The organism is Streptomyces sp. ACA25 (assembly GCF_028200735.1).
Taxonomy (GTDB): Bacteria; Actinomycetota; Actinomycetes; order Streptomycetales; family Streptomycetaceae; genus Streptomyces.
The window spans coordinates 1-17,805 of record NZ_JAQKPV010000023.1; the positions used below are offsets into that span (position 1 = coordinate 1).

Genomic DNA, 17,805 nt, shown 5'->3' on the forward strand with positions numbered 1-17,805 from the left:
GTCGATGCCCGTCAGTGCGGCCAGCAGGTCGGCGGCGGGGTCGGTGTCCGCGTCGAGCAGCACGAAACGGTCCGGGTGCTCCGACTGCGCGGAGCGCACCAGACCGCCGAGTGCCGCGCCAGGCAGGTCGGTGACATCGTCGCCGGGAGCGGCGGCCACGGCCCCCCGGGTGACCAGTATCAGACGGGACGCGGTGAACCTTTCGTCAGCCAGCCAGCTCTGCAGGCCGTCGAGGACGGTGGCGACGACGTTCTCGGTGTCCCACAGCCCGCCCGGAGCAATCTGCCAGGCCACAGCGTCGGGGGCCGCGCCGGAGAAGCCGGCCAGGAACTCGGGGAGGCTGCCGGCAGCCGTGATGACGGTGCCCCGGGAGCCGGGGACGGGCACGGTCGTCCAGTCGAGCGTGAACAGGGAGTCGTCGTGCCGTGCGCCGACAGCCGTCGGCGTGCGCAGGCTCAGGGAGTCGACGGTGGCGACGGGTGCGCCCGACGGGTCGGTGACCCGCACCGTGTAGGTGTCTGTTCCGGTGGCCTTGAGGTGGACCCGCAACCGGGTGGCGCCCACGGCGTGGAGGGTGGCACCTGCCCAGACGAAGGGCAGCCCGGCCCGGTCCGCGTCGATACCGGTGGCGTGCAGCGCGGCGTCGAGCAGCGCGGGGTGCAGCCCGCAGCGGGCGGCGTCGCCGTGTGCGGCTTCGGGGAGTTCCACCTCTGCGTACAGGTCATCGTCCGCGCGCCACGCGGCGTTAAGTCCTCGGAAGACCGGGCCGTAGCGAAAACCGGCGTCGGCTGCCCGGGCGTAGAAGTCGGTGAGGTCCACCGGATCGGCCTCGGGCGGCCAGGCCAGCGCCCGGTCGGACGTCGTCGCACCGGCGCTCAGTATGCCCACGGCGTTACCGGTCCACTCCTCGTCACCTTCGAGGCGGGAGTGGATCTCCAGTCGGCGGGTGGCGTCGTCACCCTCGGGTCCGACGCTCACCTGGATCTGGACAGCGCCACGTGCGGGCAGCACGAGCGGCACAGCCAGGGTGAGGTCCTCAATGGTGCCGCAGCCGACGTGTTCGCCCGCGTTCCAGGCCAGTTCGACGAACACGGTGCCGGGCACCAGGACGTTGTTGCTGATCTCGTGGTCGGCGAGCCAGCCGTGGGTGGCGGCGGACAGCCGGCCGGTGAGCAGCACGCCGCCCCCGGCGGCCAGCGACACGGCGGCACCCAGCAGCGGGTGGTCGGCGACGCCGAGTCCGGCGGTGGTGAGGTCCCCGGCGGTCAGCCGTCCGGAGGGCCAGTAGGCGCGGCGCTCGAACGGGTAGGTGGGCAGGTCGACCCGGCGGCCTCCGCCGATCACCGCGGACCAGTCGACGGCAACGCCGTGGGCGTGGGCGGCGGCTGTGGCGTGCAGGAGGGACTCGGTGGCCGCACGCCCCGGGCGCAGTGCGGGCACCGCCAGGGCGTCGTCGACGATGCCCTGGGCCAGGGCGGACAGCACACCGTCCGGGCCCAGTTCAAGGAACCGCGTGATGCCACGCTCCTCCGCTCCGCGGACCGCGTCGGCGAAGCGGACGGGCTCGCGGACTTGGCGCACCCAGTAGTCGGGGGTGTCGGGCCGGCCCGGCGCCGTGGTGAGCAGCGGAATCGCCGGGGTCCGGTAGGTGAGGGATTCCGCGACAGTGGTGAACTCGGCGAGCATCGGCTCCATGAGGTGTGAATGGAACGCGTGCGACACCGTGAGCCGCTTCACCTTCCGGCCTTCGCCCCGCAACCGCGCCTCCAGCGCGGCGATCGCCTCCCCGTCACCGGAGACCGTCACCGAGGCGGGCCCGTTCACCGCTGCCAGATCCACCCCCTCGGGAAGCTCCAGCTCCTCCTCCGTCGCCTCCACCGCGAGCATCGCACCGCCGTCAGGCAACGCCTCCATCAGACGGCCACGCGCCGACACCAAGGCGCACGCGTCATCCAGCGAGAGCACCCCCGCCGCATGAGCGGCCGCCACCTCGCCCACCGAATGCCCGATAAGGCGGTGGGGACGCACCCCCCAGGATTCCACCAGCCTGAACAGCGCCACCTCGAGCGCGAACAGACCCGCCTGCGTGTACCCGGTCCGGTCCAGCGCCTCGCCGTCCTCGAACACGACATCGCGCAGTGGCCGGTCCAGTTCCACCCGCACGCACACCGCGTCGAACGCCTCGGCGAACACCGGGAATGCCTGGTACAGACCGTGTCCCATGCCCGCGTACTGCGACCCCTGTCCGGAGAACAGGAACGCGAGCCTGCCCGGGGTCGCCATGCCCGACTGTGCCTCGGGCGGCACAGTTCCGTGGGCCAGTTCGGCGAGGGCGCGCAGCGCGGCTTCACGGTCTGCGGCGAGCACGACGGATCGTGCGGCCAGTACCGCCCTGGTCGTCGCCAGGGAGAACCCGACATCGGACAGGCGGGCCGTCGGCCGGTCGGTCAGGAAAGCGGCCAGGTTCGCAGCTTGCTCCCGCAGCGCCTGCGCGGTGCGGCCCGACAGCGGCAGAGGAACGAGTGGGGGCCCGGCAGCCGCCGGCTCCTCCTCCACGCGGGTGTCGTCGGCGAGGGCGGGGGCCTGCTCCAGGACGGTGTGGGCGTTGGTCCCGCTCACTCCGAACGAGGACACCGCTGCGCGGCGCGGCCGGCCTGCGGCAGGCCACGGCCGGTTCTCGGTGAGCAGGGCGACCTTCCCTGCCTTCCAGTCCACCTGCGGGGTGGGCTCATCGGCGTGCAAGGTGCGGGGCAGTACACCGTGGCGCATCGCCATGACCATCTTGATGACGCCCGCGACGCCCGCAGCGGCCTGCGTGTGACCGATGTTCGACTTCACCGAGCCGAGCCACAGCGGCTCCGCACGGTCCCGGCCCTGCCCGTAGGTGGCCAGCAGTGCCTGGGCCTCTATCGGGTCACCCAGCCGGGTTCCCGTCCCGTGCGCCTCCACCGCGTCCACCTCGGACGGCTCCAGGCCGGCGGATGCCAGCGCGTCCTGGATCACCCGCTGCTGCGACGGACCGTTCGGCGCCGTCAAACCGTTCGACGCCCCGTCCTGGTTCACCGCGGATCCACGCACCACCGCGAGCACCTCGTGGCCGTTGGCGAGCGCGTCGGAGAGCCGCTCCACCAGTACCAGGCCCACGCCTTCGCCCCAGCCGGTGCCGTCGGCCTCCGCGCCGAAGGCCTTGCACCGGCCGTCGGCGGCCAGGGCCTGCTGGCGGCTGAACTCGACGAACGCCGCAGGCGTTGTCATGACGGTCGTGCCCCCGGCCAGGGCCATGGTGCATTCGCCGTTGCGCAGAGACTGGACGGCCAGGTGCAGCGCGACCAGTGACGCCGAACACGCGGTGTCAACGGTGATCGCCGGGCCCTCCAGGCCGAAGGCGTAGGAAATGCGGCCGGACAGGACGCTGGCGACCGTTCCGGTGGCGAGGTAGCCCTCCGCTGCCTGCGGGTCCGCGGCGAGCACGGAAGCATAGTCCTGACCGTTGGTGGCGGCGAACACTCCCACCCGGCTGCCGCGCACCGACTTCGGGTCGATACCGGCCCGCTCGAACGCTTCCCACGAGGTCTGCAGGAGCAGCCGCTGCTGCGGGTCCATCGCCACGGCTTCGCGCGGGGAGATCTCGAACAGGCCTGCGTCGAACTCGGCGGCATCGTAGAGGAAGCCGCCCTCGTGCCCGTAGCTCGTGCCCGGCTTGTCCTGGTCGGGGTCGAGCAGGGTGCCGAGGTCCCAGCCACGGTCGGCGGGGAAGGCGTCGACAGCGTCACCGCCGTCGGCGATGAGGGCCCACAGCTGTTCCGGGCTGCGGACACCGCCGGGGAACCGGCAAGCCATGGAGACGATGGCGATGGGTTCGTTGTCGCCCTCCTCCTTTTCCTGCAGTCGGCGGCGCGCCTGCCGAAGCTCACCTGTAACGAACTTCAGGTGATCGAGCAGCTTCTCTTCGTTCGCCATCAGAGTGACTCCCCGCGGGCAGGATCGTGCGTGTACATCAGGACTTGCCAAACTCTTTGTGGATCAGGTCGAACAGGTCGTCGGCGCTGGCCGAGGACAGGTCGTCCTCGGAGTCGGGTGCGGCAGCGATCTCCGCCGCGGCCCGGTCGTGGTCGAGGCGGTCGGCCAGCGCGCGCAGCCTGGTGAGCAGCGTCACGGCCTCCTCGCCCTCGGGGGACGTTTCCGCGAGCGCGGCCTCCAGCTTTTCCAGTTCGGTGACGGCGGCGGACCGGTCTGCCGCCGGCGGGGCCGGAGCGAGCAGCTCGCGCAGATGTGCGGCGAGCGCCGCGGGGGTCGGGTGGTCGAAGACCAGGGTGGCGGGGAGGGCCCGGCCGGTGGCTGTGTCCAGCAGGTTGCGCAGCTCAACGGCCGTGAGCGAGGTGGTGCCCAGGTCGCGGAAGGGCCGGTCGGGGGCGATGGCAGCCGGTGTCCGGTGGCCGAGCGCGACGGCGGTGCGCGAGATCACCAGGTCGAGCAGCATCTGCTCCTGTTCGGCCTCCGGCGCGTCGGCGAGCCGCTCCGCCAGGCTCGGGCCCTGGTCGGGTTCGGCCGTGACGGGCCGGCGGGCCTCGGGCAGCAGGGCCAGCAGGCTGCCGCACCGCCCGGCGTCGAGCACCGGGCCGAAACGGCTCCAGTCGATGTCGGCGACGCAGAGCGTCGTCACGTCGTGGCCGACCGCGTCTGCCATGGCGGTGATGGCCTGCTCGGGCGGCAGGGGCGTGACCCCCGTGCGGTGCTGCTGGTCGGCGGCGGCAGCGGCCGTCCCCATGCCCGCGCCGGCCCACGGCCCCCAGGCAAGGGCGGTGGCGACCCGGCCGAGTGCGCGCCTGCGTTCGGCGAGCGCGTCGAGAGAGGCGTTGGCGGCGGCGTAGGCGGCCTGCCCACGGTTACCGACGACGCCCGCGAACGAGGAGAACAGCACAAAGGCGTCGAGGTCACGGTCGGCGGTCAGGTCGTCCAGGTGGTGGGCGGCGCGGACCCTGGCGCGGAACGCCGACTCCATCCGGCCGGGAGTGAGCGAGCCGATCACCCCGTCGTCCACGATGCCCGCCGCGTGCACGACCGCGGTGAGCGGCAGGTTCTCGGGGAGACCGTCGAGCAGAACCCTGAGGGCGCCGCGGTCGCTGACGTCACAGGCGGCGACGGTGACACGGCTGCCGAGGGCGGTCAGCTCGGTGACGAGTTCCCGGGCGCCGGGCGCGCCGGGGCCGCGCCGCCCGGCGAGCACCAGGTGCGGGGCGCCCTGGTGCGCGAGCCGGCGTGCCACGTGGGCGCCGAGCGCGCCGGTGCCGCCGGTGATCAGCACGGTGCCCCTGGGCGTCCACCCGGCGGCGGACCGGGACCGGCCGTCGAGCTGATGTCGGGTGAGCCGTCTTCCGAGGACGCCCTCACGGCGCACGGCCACTTGGTCCTCGGCTCCGGCGCCGAGCAACCCGGCGAGGCGCGCCCCGGCACGGTCGTCGAGCTCGGAGGGCAGGTCCACGAGACCACCCCAGGTCCGGGGCAGTTCCAGGGCCGCCACCCGGCCGAAACCCCACACCGCGGCCTGATCCGGGTCGGGGGCGGGGTCACCCGCGCCGGCCGACACCGCGCCCCGCGTGGCGCACCAGAGCGGGGCGGTGACGCCCGCGTCCTCGAGTGCCTGGGTGAGCGCGACCACAGCGGGCAGGCAGGCGGGGCCCTCGCCCGGCATGGCCAGCACGCCGACGATGCCGGTGCGGTCAACGGCGGTACGGACCCGCGCGGCGACTTCGGCCCGGTCGACGCCGCCCGTGACGACGAGGGTGTCCGCCCCCGCGCAGCGCAGTGCGGCGGTCACGTCGTGGATGCCGGACTCCTCGCCGGAGACGGCGCGGTTGTCGTCGTCCGGGGCAGGGGGCGTGACCAGCAGCCAGGTCCCCGTGAGAGGCACAGGGGTCTCGGTCACCGGCACCCACGTAATCCGGTATCGCCAGGAGTCAGCGGTGCTGTCGCCTCGGCGCTCGCGGTGCCAGGACGACAGCGCGGGCAGGAGGTCGCCGAGAGTGTGGTCGTCCGACACGCCGAGTGTGTCGGCGACGGCTGCCAAGTCGCCCGCGTCCACAGCCGCCCAGAAGCCGGCCTCGGCGGGATCGGGCTCCGTCCGCTCGGCGGCAGGGCTGGGGTCCGGCCAGAAGCGGACGTGCTGGAACGGGTACGGGGGCAGGGTGGCGGGCGGCGCAGCGGGGAACAGCGTGGCGAAATCCACCTGCGCACCGCGCGTCCAGCCGTGCGCGACAGCGGCGAGCAAGGTGTCGGCCTCAGGGCGGTCACGCCGGAGACCGGGCACGGCGCCGGGGAGGAGCGCGGAAAGCACCCCGTCGGGACCGAGTTCGAGGCAGCTCACGTTCTCGGGCAACCGGGTGACGGCGTCGGCGAAGCGGACGGGTTCGCGGACCTGGCGGACCCAGTACTCCGGGGTGGCCGGGTCACCCGAGGCCGTCACCACCATCGGCACCGACGGCGCCCGGTAGGTGAGGGACTGCGCCACGGTGGTGAACTCGGCGAGCATCGGCTCCATCAGATGCGAATGGAACGCGTGCGACACCGCCAGCCGCTTCACCTTCCGCCCCTCACCCCGCAACCGCCCCTCCAAAGCGGCAACCGCCTCCTCATCTCCGGAAACCGTCACCGAGGTGGGCCCGTTGACCGCCGCCAGATCCACCCCCGCAGGAAGGTCCAGCTCCTCCTCCGACGCCTCCACCGCCAGCATCGCCCCACCCCCGGGCAGCGCCTGCATCAAACGCCCACGCGCCGACACCAAAGCACAGGCATCATCCAGCGACAGAACCCCCGCCACATGAGCGGCCGCCACCTCACCCACCGAATGCCCCACCACCACATCCGGCACCACACCCCAGGACTCCACCAACCGGAACAACGCCACCTCCAGCGCAAACAACCCCGCCTGCGCAAACACCGTCCGACCCAGCGCCTCACCGTCCTCGAACACCACCTCCGCCAACGGACGCTCCAACTCCGCGTCCACCCGCGCACACACCGCGTCAAAGGCCTCCGCGAACACCGGGAACGCCTCGTACAACCCACGCCCCATACCCACACGCTGCGACCCCTGCCCCGCAAACAGCAGGGTCAGGGGCCGGTCCTCCTGGGCTCGCCCGACGACGGCACCGCCGCTGAGGTCGGAGAGGGCGGCATCAGCTGTGTCGCGGTCGGCGGCGAGCACCACGGCACGGTGTTCCAGGGCTCCCCGCGTCGTCGCCAGCGAGTAGGCGAGGTCGACGAGGTCGTGCTCGGCGACAGCCTGCCGCAACCGCTCCGCCTGGGCGGGCAGGGCGTCGGCGCTGCGGGCCGACAGCAGGAGTGGCAGGACGGCGGGAGAGCTGCCCCGCGGCTGGTCGGGTACCGGGGAGGACACCGCCTCGAGGACGACGTGGGCGTTGGTGCCGCTGACACCGAAGGATGACACGCCGGCCCGGAGCGGGTGCCCGGTCTCCGGCCAGGGCCGGGCCTCGGTCAGCAGCTCCACGGCTCCGGCGGACCAGTCGACCTCCGGGCTCGGAGCGTCGACGTGGAGCGTCCGGGGCAGGGTCCCGTGCCGCATCGACTCGACCATCTTGATCACGCCGGCGACACCCGCCGCGGCCTGCGTGTGCCCGATGTTGGCCTTGACCGAGCCCAGCCGCAGGGGTTCCTCGCGGTCCTGTCCGTAGGTGGCCAGGACCGCCTGTGCCTCGATCGGATCGCCCAGCCGCGTGCCGGTGCCGTGCGCCTCGACGGCGTCCACCTCGGAGGGGGAGAGCCCGGCATCTGCCAGAGCGCGTTCGATGACCCGGCGCTGGGCGGGTCCGCTCGGTGCTGTCAGGCCGTTGGACGCACCGTCCTGGTTGACCGCTGAACCGCGTACCACCGCGAGCACCCGGTGGCCGTTGGCGACCGCGTCGGACAGCCGCTCGACGAGCAGTACGCCGACGCCCTCGCCCCACCCCGTGCCGTCGGCGGCAGCGGCGAAGGACTTGCACCGGCCGTCGGGGGCCAGACCGAGCTGTCTGCTGAACTCGACGAACGCCGTCGGCGTCGACATCACCGTGACTCCGCCCGCCAACGCGAGGGAACACTCTCCCTGTCGCAGCGCCCGCACCGCCAGGTGCAGCGCCACCAGGGAGGAGGAGCACGCCGTGTCGACGGTGAGGGTCGGTCCCTCGAAACCGAAGGTGTAGGCGATCCGGCCGGACAGCACGGCTGCCGCGTTGCCGGCGCCCTGGTGTCCCTCACTGGCCTCCGGTGCCCCGGCGAGCAGCACGGGGTAGTCCTGGCCGTTGGTGCCCGCGAACACGGCGGTGTCGGTGCCGCGCAGTGTCGCAGCGTCGATTCCCGCGTGTTCGAGGGCCTCCCAGGCGACGTGCAGCATGAGCCGCTGCTGGGGGTCCATCGCCAACGCCTCGCGCGGAGAGATACCGAAGAAGCGGGAATCGAACTCGGCGACGTCGCGCAGGAATCCCCCCTCGCGCACGTAGGAAGTGCCGTCTCCGCCGTCCGGGTCGTAAAGCCGAGTGGTGTCCCAGCCCCGGTCGTCGGGGAAGTCCGAGATGCCGTCACGGCCTTCGGAGACCAGCCGCCACAGGTCGTGCGGGGAGGCGACGCCGCCCGGGTAGCGGCAGGCCATTCCGACGATCGCTATGGGGTCGTCGGTGGCGACACCCGTCACCGAGTGGCGGCTCCCGGCCGTGCCGAGTGCGAGCTCACGCAGGTGCTCCGCCAGGGCGGCCGGGGTGGGGTGGTCGAAGATCACGGTTGCCGGCAGGGCGAGACCGACAGCGGCGGTGAGGCGGTCGCGCAGCTCCACGGCGGTCAACGAGTCGAAGCCCAGGTCGGTGAAGGCCTTGCGGGTGTCCACGGCATCGGAGTCACGGTGGTTGAGGACGACGGCGACGTGACCGCGGACGAGCTCCACCAGCTCGCGCCGTTGCTCCTTCTCTTCGAGGCCGGCGAGACGGGTCACGGTCGCCGTCGGTCCGGCAGCCCCGCCCGCGCCCTCCGGGTCCGCCTGCGGGCCGTCGGCGAGCAGAGCGTCGAACAGCCGCTGCGGGCGGGCGACGGTGAACGCGGGCACGAAGCGCCCCCAATCGATGTCGGCCACCGCGACGGTGACGTCCCGCCGGCCGACCGCTGCGCCCAGGGCGGTGAGGGCGTCGGCGGGTGCCATGGGCCGCAGACCGCGTCTGCGCAGGTGGTCGATCGTGGACTCGTCGCCCGCCATCCCGCCGCCCTGCCACGGGCCCCAGGCCACGGAGGTGGCGGGCAGTCCTGTGGCGGCACGGCGCGCGGCGAGCGCGTCGAGGGCGGCGTTGGCCGCAGCGTAGGCGGCTTGGCCGCCGCTGCCCCACGTACCGGAGACCGACGAGAACAGCACGAACGCGTCGAGGTCGGCGTCCTGGAGAGCGTCGTCGAGATGGAGCGCCCCGGTGACTTTCGCGGCAAGTACGGCGGCGACACCGGCCGGGGTCGCCTCGGCGAGGGCACCGTAGTCACCGCTCCCCGCGGCATGCACCACCGCGCTGGGCGGGTGCTCGGCGAGCAGTGCGTCGAGAGCGGCACGGTCGGTCACGTCGCAGGTGACGGCGGTTACCCGGGTTCCCTTGGCGGCGAGCTCGGCGGTGAGCTCCGGCATGCCGGGGGCGTCGGCGCCACGCCGGCCGGCGAGCACGAGATGTGGTGCGCCGCGGCCCGCGAGCCACCGTGCGACGTGCGCGCCCAGCGCCCCGGTACCACCGGTGATCAGTGTCGTGCCCCGCGGCAGCCACTCGCCGGCCGGGTGCACGGGTGCGGGTACGGGTGCGGGTATCAGTCTCCGGCCGAAAGCGCCGCCTTCCCGGAGTGCCACCTGGTCCTCGTCCGCTCCGGCGAGGACAGCCGCCAGGCGTCGCGCGGCGCCCTGGTCGAGCCGTGCGGGCAGGTCCATCGTGCCGCCCCACCGGTGCGGCGCCTCCAGCGCGGCGACGCGGCCCATCCCCCACAGCTGGGCGGCCCCGGGGTCGGCGGGTTCCTCAGCGGTGACGGACACGGCTCCCCTGGTGAGGATCCACAGCGGCGCGGTGGCCTCGCGCAACGTGTCCAGGGCGTCGGCCATTCCCAGGGTGAGCTCGGGATGCCCGGGGTGGGGCCGGGGGTCGTGCGGAAGGAGCAGTCCGTCGGCGGGCCCCGGAGTCCGGCTGACAACGACGGTGGCGCCGTGCGCGCGCATGGCGTCGGCGCACCAGGCGGCGACCTCGTCGGCGGGGTCGGCGAGCACCTGCCAGGTGCCGGACAGCACCGGCTGTTCCACCTCGGGCAGGGGCTGCCAGGTGATCCGGTAACGCCATTCGTCGGGGCCGCCGCTCCCGGTGCCGCTCCCGGCGGCGGGAACGGCACCGGACGCGGCGACGGGCCAGAAGTGCTCCTGCTGGAAGGGGTAGGTGGGCAGGTCGATGACCCGGCCACCCCACCCGGCCGTGACCGCAGTCCAGTCCACCGGAACACCCGCCACATGCACCGCCGCGACACCCCGCCACCAACTCTCCACCACATCCCGCCCCGCACGCTGCATCGCCACCACCGCCACCCCCGCGTCCTCACCCACACACCCCCGCACAGCCGCCGCCAGCACCCCATCAGGACCCAACTCCACAAACCGCCCCACACCCCTCTCCCGCAACACCCCCACACCCTCACCAAAACGCACCGCCTCACGCACCTGCCGCACCCAATACCCCGCAGACCCCACCTCACCACCCGCCGCCGCCACCACCGGAACCGACGGCACCCGATACGTCAACGACCCCGCAACCTCCCCGAACTCCGCCAACATCGGCTCCATCAAATGCGAATGAAACGCATGCGACACCGCCAACCGCTTCACCCGCCGCCCCCGGCCCTCCCACCGCACCGCCAACGCCTCCACCGCCCCCACATCACCCGACACCACCACCGACCGCGGACCATTCACCGCCGCCAGACACACCCCCGACCCCACCGACAACTCACCCGCCAACTCACCCTCCCCCGCCTCCACCGCAACCATCGCCCCACCCTCCGGCAACCCCTCCATCAACCGCGCCCGCGCCGACACCAACACCCCCGCATCCTCCAACGACAACACCCCCGCCACATGAGCCGCCGCCACCTCCCCCACCGAATGCCCCAACACAAAATCCGGACTCACACCCCACGACTCCACCAACCGGAACAACCCCACCTCCAACGCAAACAACGCACGCTGCGCACACCCCGTCCGCCCCAACGCACCCCCATCCGAAAACACCCCCACATCCAGCCCCACCACCCCACACGCCTCATCAAACGCCGAAGCAAACACCGGGAACACCCGAAGCCCCAACCCCATCCCCACCCACTGCGACCCCTGCCCCGAAAACAGAAAGGCCAGCTTGCCGGGGCGGACCTCACCGAGCACGGTGCCCGGGCGGGGCTCATCGCGTGCGAGGGAGTCCAGGCCGGCGAGAAGCTCCTCGCGGCCTTCGGCCAGCACCACGGCGCGGTGCTCGAACGCGGCGCGCGTGGTCGCCAGGGACACGGCGAGGTCGGCGGCGTCCGGGCCGGGACGTCCGGCGACGAAGTCGCGCAGCCGCTCGGCCTGGGCGCTCAGCGCCCGGGCGTCCCGGCCGCTGAGGACGTAGGGGACCAGAGCGGGCGGGGTACCGGGAGTTCCGGACTCGCCGGAGGGGCTTTCCCCGGCGGGGGCCTGTTCGAGGATGACGTGGGCGTTGGTTCCACTGACCCCGAAGGACGACACGCCCGCTCTCAGCGGGTGCCCGGTCTCCGGCCAGGGCCGGGCCTCGGTCAGCAGCTCCACCGCACCCGCCGACCAGTTGACGTGCGGGCTGGGCACGTCGACGTGCAGGGTCCGGGGCAGCACGCCGTGCCGCATCGCCTCGACCATCTTGATCACACCGGCCACACCCGCCGCGGACTGGGTGTGCCCGATGTTCGACTTCACCGAACCGAGCCACAGCGGCTCCGCACGCTCCCGCCCGTACGTCGCCAGCAGCGCCTGCGCCTCGATCGGATCCCCCAGCCGCGTACCCGTACCGTGCGCCTCCACCGCGTCCACCTCGGCAGCGGACAGCCGTGCGGCGGCCAGCGCGTCGAGGATCACCCGTCGCTGGGCGGGGCCGTTGGGCGCGGTGAGCCCGTTGGACGCTCCGTCCGAGTTCACGGCGGAGCCCCGCAGCAGCGCCAGCACCCGGTGACCCTTGCGCCGCGCCTCGGAGAGCCGCTCGACGAGGAGCACGCCCGCGCCCTCGGACCAGCCGGTGCCGTCCGCGTCCGCCGAGAACGACTTGCAGCGTCCGTCGGCAGCCAGGCCGCGCTGCCTGCTGAACTCGATGAACGCCGCCGGGGTGGCGATCACGGTCACCCCGCCCGCCAGCGCCATCGAACACTCCCCCGCCCGCAGCGCCCGCGCGGCCAGGTGCAGCGCGACCAGGGACGAGGAGCAGGCCGTGTCCACGGTGACCGCGGGCCCTCGCAGCCCGAAGGAGTAGGCGACCCGCCCGGACAGCACACTCGTCGCCGTGCCGGTCAGCGCGTAGCCCTCCGCACCCGCCGGCACCGGAACGCCTGTGCCGTAGCCGGAGGTGGTGGCCCCGATGAACACGCCGACCCGGCTGCCCTTGGCGGTGGAGGGGTCGATGCCTGCCCTTTCGAACGCCTCCCAGGAGGTTTCCAGCACCAGGCGTTGCTGGGGATCCATCGCCGCGGCCTCACGGGGCGAGATGCCGAAGAAGGCGGGATCGAACATACCCGCGTCACGGACGAATCCGCCCTCCCGCGAGTAGGACGTTCCCGCCCGGCCGGAGTCAGGATCGTAAAGGGCACCGAGGTCCCAGCCACGGTCGGAGGGGAACTCGCTGATGCCGTCGCCGCCTTCGGCCACCAGGTCCCACAGCGACTCGGGCGAGTCGATCCCGCCGGGCAGCCTGCACGCCATTCCGACGATGGCGATCGGCTCGTGCTCCGCACCGGTCAGCTCCCGGTTGCGCGCCTTGAGCCGCTCGTTCTCCTTGACCGCCGTGCGCAGGGCCTCGACGTACCGGTCGACGGACGCAGCCATGATCAGATCTCCCCGTCGGTCGCGGAGACGAGTCGCAACAGGGCCTCGCCGTCCATCTCGTCCAGTTCCTCCACGGCCGGCCCGGCCGCCGTGTCCGTGTTCTCCCCCACCAGCCGCAGCAAGGGCTCGAGCAGTCCGGCCTCCTGAAGCCGGGCCAGGGGGACAGTGGCCAGCGCGGCACGGATCCGGTCCTCACCGACGCTGTCGTCCCCGGCGGCACCGGGACCGGCGCCGCACTCCTCGAGGAGGTGCTCGGCGAGGGCGCTGGGGGTCGGGTGGTCGAACACCACCGTGGCCGTCAGCGGCAAACCGCTGACGGCGTGGAGCCGGTTGCGCATCTCCACAGCCGTGAGCGAGTCGAAGCCCAGGTCGCGGAACGCCCGGTCCGGCTCGATGTCGCTGCCGACCGCGTGTCCGAGCACCATCGCCGTCTGTGTCCGTACCAGATTCAGCACCGCGTCCGGCCGCTCGTACGGCGGCAGCGCGAGCAGCTTCTCGCGGAGGCTCCCGGCAGCGCCGTCCTCATCCGCTCCGGAGGGATCCGCCGGTGCTCCGACGAAGTCGGCGAGCAGCGGACTGGGCCGGGCCACGGTGAAGGCCTCGGCGAACCGGGGCCAGTCGACGCCGGCAACGGTCACCACGGGGGCCTCGTCGGCCACCGCCTCGGAAAGGGCCGCGATCGCGACGTCCGGATCCATCGCCCGTACGCCGAACCGGGCCAGCTGGGCGTCCGCGCCCCCCGCCATGCCCTCACCGGCCCAGGCGCCCCACGAGATCGCGGTGGCGGGGGCCCCCCGGGCGGTCCGCCTTCTCGCCAGAGCATCGAGCTGGGCGTTGGCAGCGGCGTAGGCTCCCTGGTTCGCGCCGCCCCAGACCGCTGCGACGGAGCCGAAGAGCACGAACGCCTCGACGTCGCCGCACAGCTCGTCGAGGTGCACGGCGCCGGCGACCTTGCCCGCCAGGGCAGCGGTCAGGTCGTTCTCGGTCAGCTCGGACAGCCGGCCGAGGCCACCGACGCCCGCGGCGTGCAGGACCGCGGTCGGCGGATGGTTGTGCAGCAGGGCGGCGACGGCGTCCCGGTCGGCGAGGTCGCAGGCGACCGCGAGGACCTCTGCACCGAGGCCGGTCAGTTCCGCGACCAGCTCCGCTGCGCCGGGGGCGTCGGCGCCCCGCCGGCTGACCAGGACGAGCCGTTCCGCGCCGCACCGGGCCGCCCATCGGGCGACGTGTCCTCCGAGGGCCCCGGTTCCGCCGGTGATGAGTACCGTGCCGCGGGGGTGCCAGGGCGCGGCGGTGCCGGCCGGGGCGCGGACGATTCTGCGGGCGAGGACCGTGCCGCGGAGAGCGGCCTGGTCCTCGCCGGAGGCGCCGCTGAGGACGGCCGCCAGCAGGGAGCCGGCGGCCTCGTCCACCGTTTCGGGCAGGTCGATCAGCCCGCCCCACAGGCGGGGGAACTCCAGAGCGGCCACGCGGCCCAGGGCCCACAGGGCCTGGCCTGACGCACCGGGCACTTCCTCGTCGGAGGCGGCCACGCCGCCGCGGGTGGCACACCACAGGCGGGTGTCGGCGCCGGCCAGTGCCTGGACGAGGGCGAGGCCCGTGGTCACCGCGGTGTCCTCGGCCAGACCGAGCAGGGACAGCACGCCCGCCGGTGTCCGGTCGGGGGTCAGGTCGGAGAGCTCGGCCAGCCCGTCGGTCCCGTCGACGACGGTGACGTGCGGCAGTCCGCCGCTCCGGCGGATCGCCTCGGCGCAGGCGGTGGCGGTGGCCGTGTGCTCGGCGTGCGTCAGCACCAGCCAGGTGCCCGCGAGCACGGGTTCACCGGGCACGGCGGCGGGCCGCCACTCCACCCGGTACCGGAGGTCCCGGGACCGCGCACGGTCGTGCCACTGCGCCAGGGCGGGCAGGAGCCCTCCGATACGGTCCGTGTCCTCGGGGGAGTCCACGCCGAGGAGCCCGGCCAGGGCATCGGTGTCCCCACCGCGCACCAGGGACCAGAACGGTTCGTCCGCACCGGTGAGCGGCTCACCCGGCGGGGACGCGGGCTGCGGCAGCGGCCAGTACCTGACGTGCTGGAAGGGGTAGGTGGGCAGGTCGATGACCCGGCCACCCCACCCGGCCGTGACCGCAGTCCAGTCCACCGGAACACCCGCCACATGCACCGCCGCGACACCCCGCCACCAACTCTCCACCACATCCCGCCCCGCACGCTGCATCGCCACCACCGCCACCCCCGCGTCCTCACCCACACACCCCCGCACAGCCGCCGCCAGCACCCCATCAGGACCCAACTCCACAAACCGCCCCACACCCCTCTCCCGCAACACCCCCACACCCTCACCAAAACGCACCGCCTCACGCACCTGCCGCACCCAATACCCCGCAGACCCCACCTCACCACCCGCCGCCGCCACCACCGGAACCGACGGCACCCGATACGTCAACGACCCCGCAACCTCCCCGAACTCCGCCAACATCGGCTCCATCAAATGCGAATGAAACGCATGCGACACCGCCAACCGCTTCACCCGCCGCCCCCGGCCCTCCCACCGCACCGCCAACGCCTCCACCGCCCCCACATCACCCGACACCACCACCGACCGCGGACCATTCACCGCCGCCAGACACACCCCCGACCCCACCGACAACTCACCCGCCAACTCACCCTCCCCCGCCTCCACCGCAACCATCGCCCCACCCTCCGGCAACCCCTCCATCAACCGCGCCCGCGCCGACACCAACACCCCCGCATCCTCCAACGACAACACCCCCGCCACATGAGCCGCCGCCACCTCCCCCACCGAATGCCCCAACACAAAATCCGGACTCACACCCCACGACTCCACCAACCGGAACAACCCCACCTCCAACGCAAACAACGCACGCTGCGCACACCCCGTCCGCCCCAACGCACCCCCATCCGAAAACACCCCCACATCCAGCCCCACCACCCCACACGCCTCATCAAACGCCGAAGCAAACACCGGGAACACCCGAAGCCCCAACCCCATCCCCACCCACTGCGACCCCTGCCCCGAAAACAGAAAAGCGGTACGCCCGCCCCGGACGCTGCCGGTGACCAGGTTGGCAGCGGGCTCCCCGGCGGCCAGTGCCCGCAGGCCGGCGAGAAGCTCCTCGTGGCCTTCGGCCAGCACCACCGCGCGGTGGTCCAGGGCGGTCCGGGTGGTGGCGAGGGAGAGCGCCAGGTCGACAGGCTCGTCGCCGTTGGCCGGGCCGAGCAGCCGGGCCGCCTGTGAACGGAGCGCGGCAGCTGACCGGCCGGACACCGGGAAGGGGAACGGCCCGCTCCGGGCCTCCTGGACCGGCTTCCGGGCAGGCTCGTCGGCGGGGGCCTGTTCGAGGATGACGTGGGCGTTGGTTCCACTGACCCCGAAGGACGACACGCCCGCGCGCCGGGGCCGTCCGGTCCGGGGCCACGGCCGGTTCTCGGTCAGCAGCTCGACCGCGCCCGCCGACCAGTCCACCCGGGAAGTCGGCGCATCGACGTGCAGCGTCCTGGGCAGGACGCCGTGGCGGATCGCCTCGACCATCTTGATCACACCGGCCACACCCGCCGCGGCCTGGGTGTGCCCGATGTTCGACTTCACCGAACCGAGCCACAGCGGCTCCCCACGCTCCCGCCCGTACGTCGCCAGCAGCGCCTGCGCCTCGATCGGATCCCCCAGCCGCGTACCCGTACCGTGCGCCTCCGCCGCGTCCACCTCGGCGGGGCTGAGGGCCGCGCTGTCCAGGGCCTGTCGGATGACGCGCTGCTGGGCGGGACCGTTCGGCGCGGTGAACCCGCTGGACGCACCATCGGAATTGACCGCGGAGCCCCGCAGCAACGCCAGTACCCGGTGACCGTTGCGGCGTGCCGTCGACAGCTTCTCCAGCAGCAGGACTCCGACGCCCTCACCCCAGCCCGTCCCGTCGGCGGCAGCAGCGAACGGCTTGCACCGGCCGTCCGCGGCGATGCCCTCGTCGAGTCCGAAGCCGGTGAACATCATCGGCCCGGCCATCACCGTCACCCCGCCCGCCAGGGCCATCTCGCACTCATCGTTGCGCAGGGCCTGGGCCGCCAGGTGCAGCGTGACGAGGGACGAGGAACAGGCCGTGTCCACGGTGACCGCGGGCCCCCGCAGCCCGAAGGAGTAGGCGACCCGCCCGGACAGCACACTGCCCGCGTTGGCGGTGCCCTGATAGCCCTCCAGCGCTTCCGGGGCGACGACCGCCGGATAGTCGTGGTACATCACGCCGGCGAACACACCGGTGCGCCCGCCTCGCAGGGTGGCGACATCGATGCCCGCGCGTTCCACCGCCTCCCAGGAGGCCTCCAGCAGCAGCCGCTGCTGAGGGTCCGTCGCGGCGGCCTCGCGGGGCGACATGCCGAACAGTCCGGCGTCGAAGTCGCCCGCTTCGTGGACGAATCCGCCCCGCGGCGCGGCGGACACCATCGCCGGGTCCCAACCGCGATCGGCGGGCAGCGGGCCGAGGGCGTCCGTGCCGGAGGCGACCAGGTCCCACAGGTCCTCCGGTGAGCGGACCCCGCCGGGGTAGCGGCAGGCCATGCCGATCACGGCGATCGGCTCGCTCGCCAGGTCCTCCAGTTCACGGATGCGCCGGTTGGCGTCACGCAGTTGCGCCGTGGCGCGCTTGAGGTAGGAGAGCAGCTTCTGCTCGTCGGCCTGGTTCGCGTCGGTCATGATGTTCTGCTCGCG

At 73.1% G+C, this 17,805-nt stretch carries 3 protein-coding genes; all 3 read right to left on the minus strand.

From position 1 onward, the window contains the following. Window positions 1-3,960 (minus strand): type I polyketide synthase (locus tag PJ985_RS22560; RefSeq protein ID WP_271685740.1); only part of this gene is annotated, 3,960 nt, incomplete at its 3' end. A 37-nt stretch (window positions 3,961-3,997) separates the two neighbouring features. Beyond that, complete coding sequence (locus tag PJ985_RS22565) at window positions 3,998-13,093, minus strand: type I polyketide synthase (RefSeq protein ID WP_443033571.1); 9,096 nt, start codon at window positions 13,091-13,093, stop codon at window positions 3,998-4,000. Further along, window positions 13,090-17,790, minus strand: a complete 4,701-nt coding sequence (locus tag PJ985_RS22570; protein WP_271685742.1) for a type I polyketide synthase — start codon at window positions 17,788-17,790, stop codon at window positions 13,090-13,092. Before PJ985_RS22570 ends, PJ985_RS22565 begins: the two co-directional genes overlap by 4 nt. Between the last annotated feature and the right edge of the window lie 15 nt (window positions 17,791-17,805).

Excerpts from the sequence above, each read along its gene's own strand:
- PJ985_RS22570 (WP_271685742.1), bottom strand. The coding sequence starts at position 17,790 with ATGACCGACGCGAACCAGGCCGACGAGCAGAAGCTGCTCTCCTACCTC.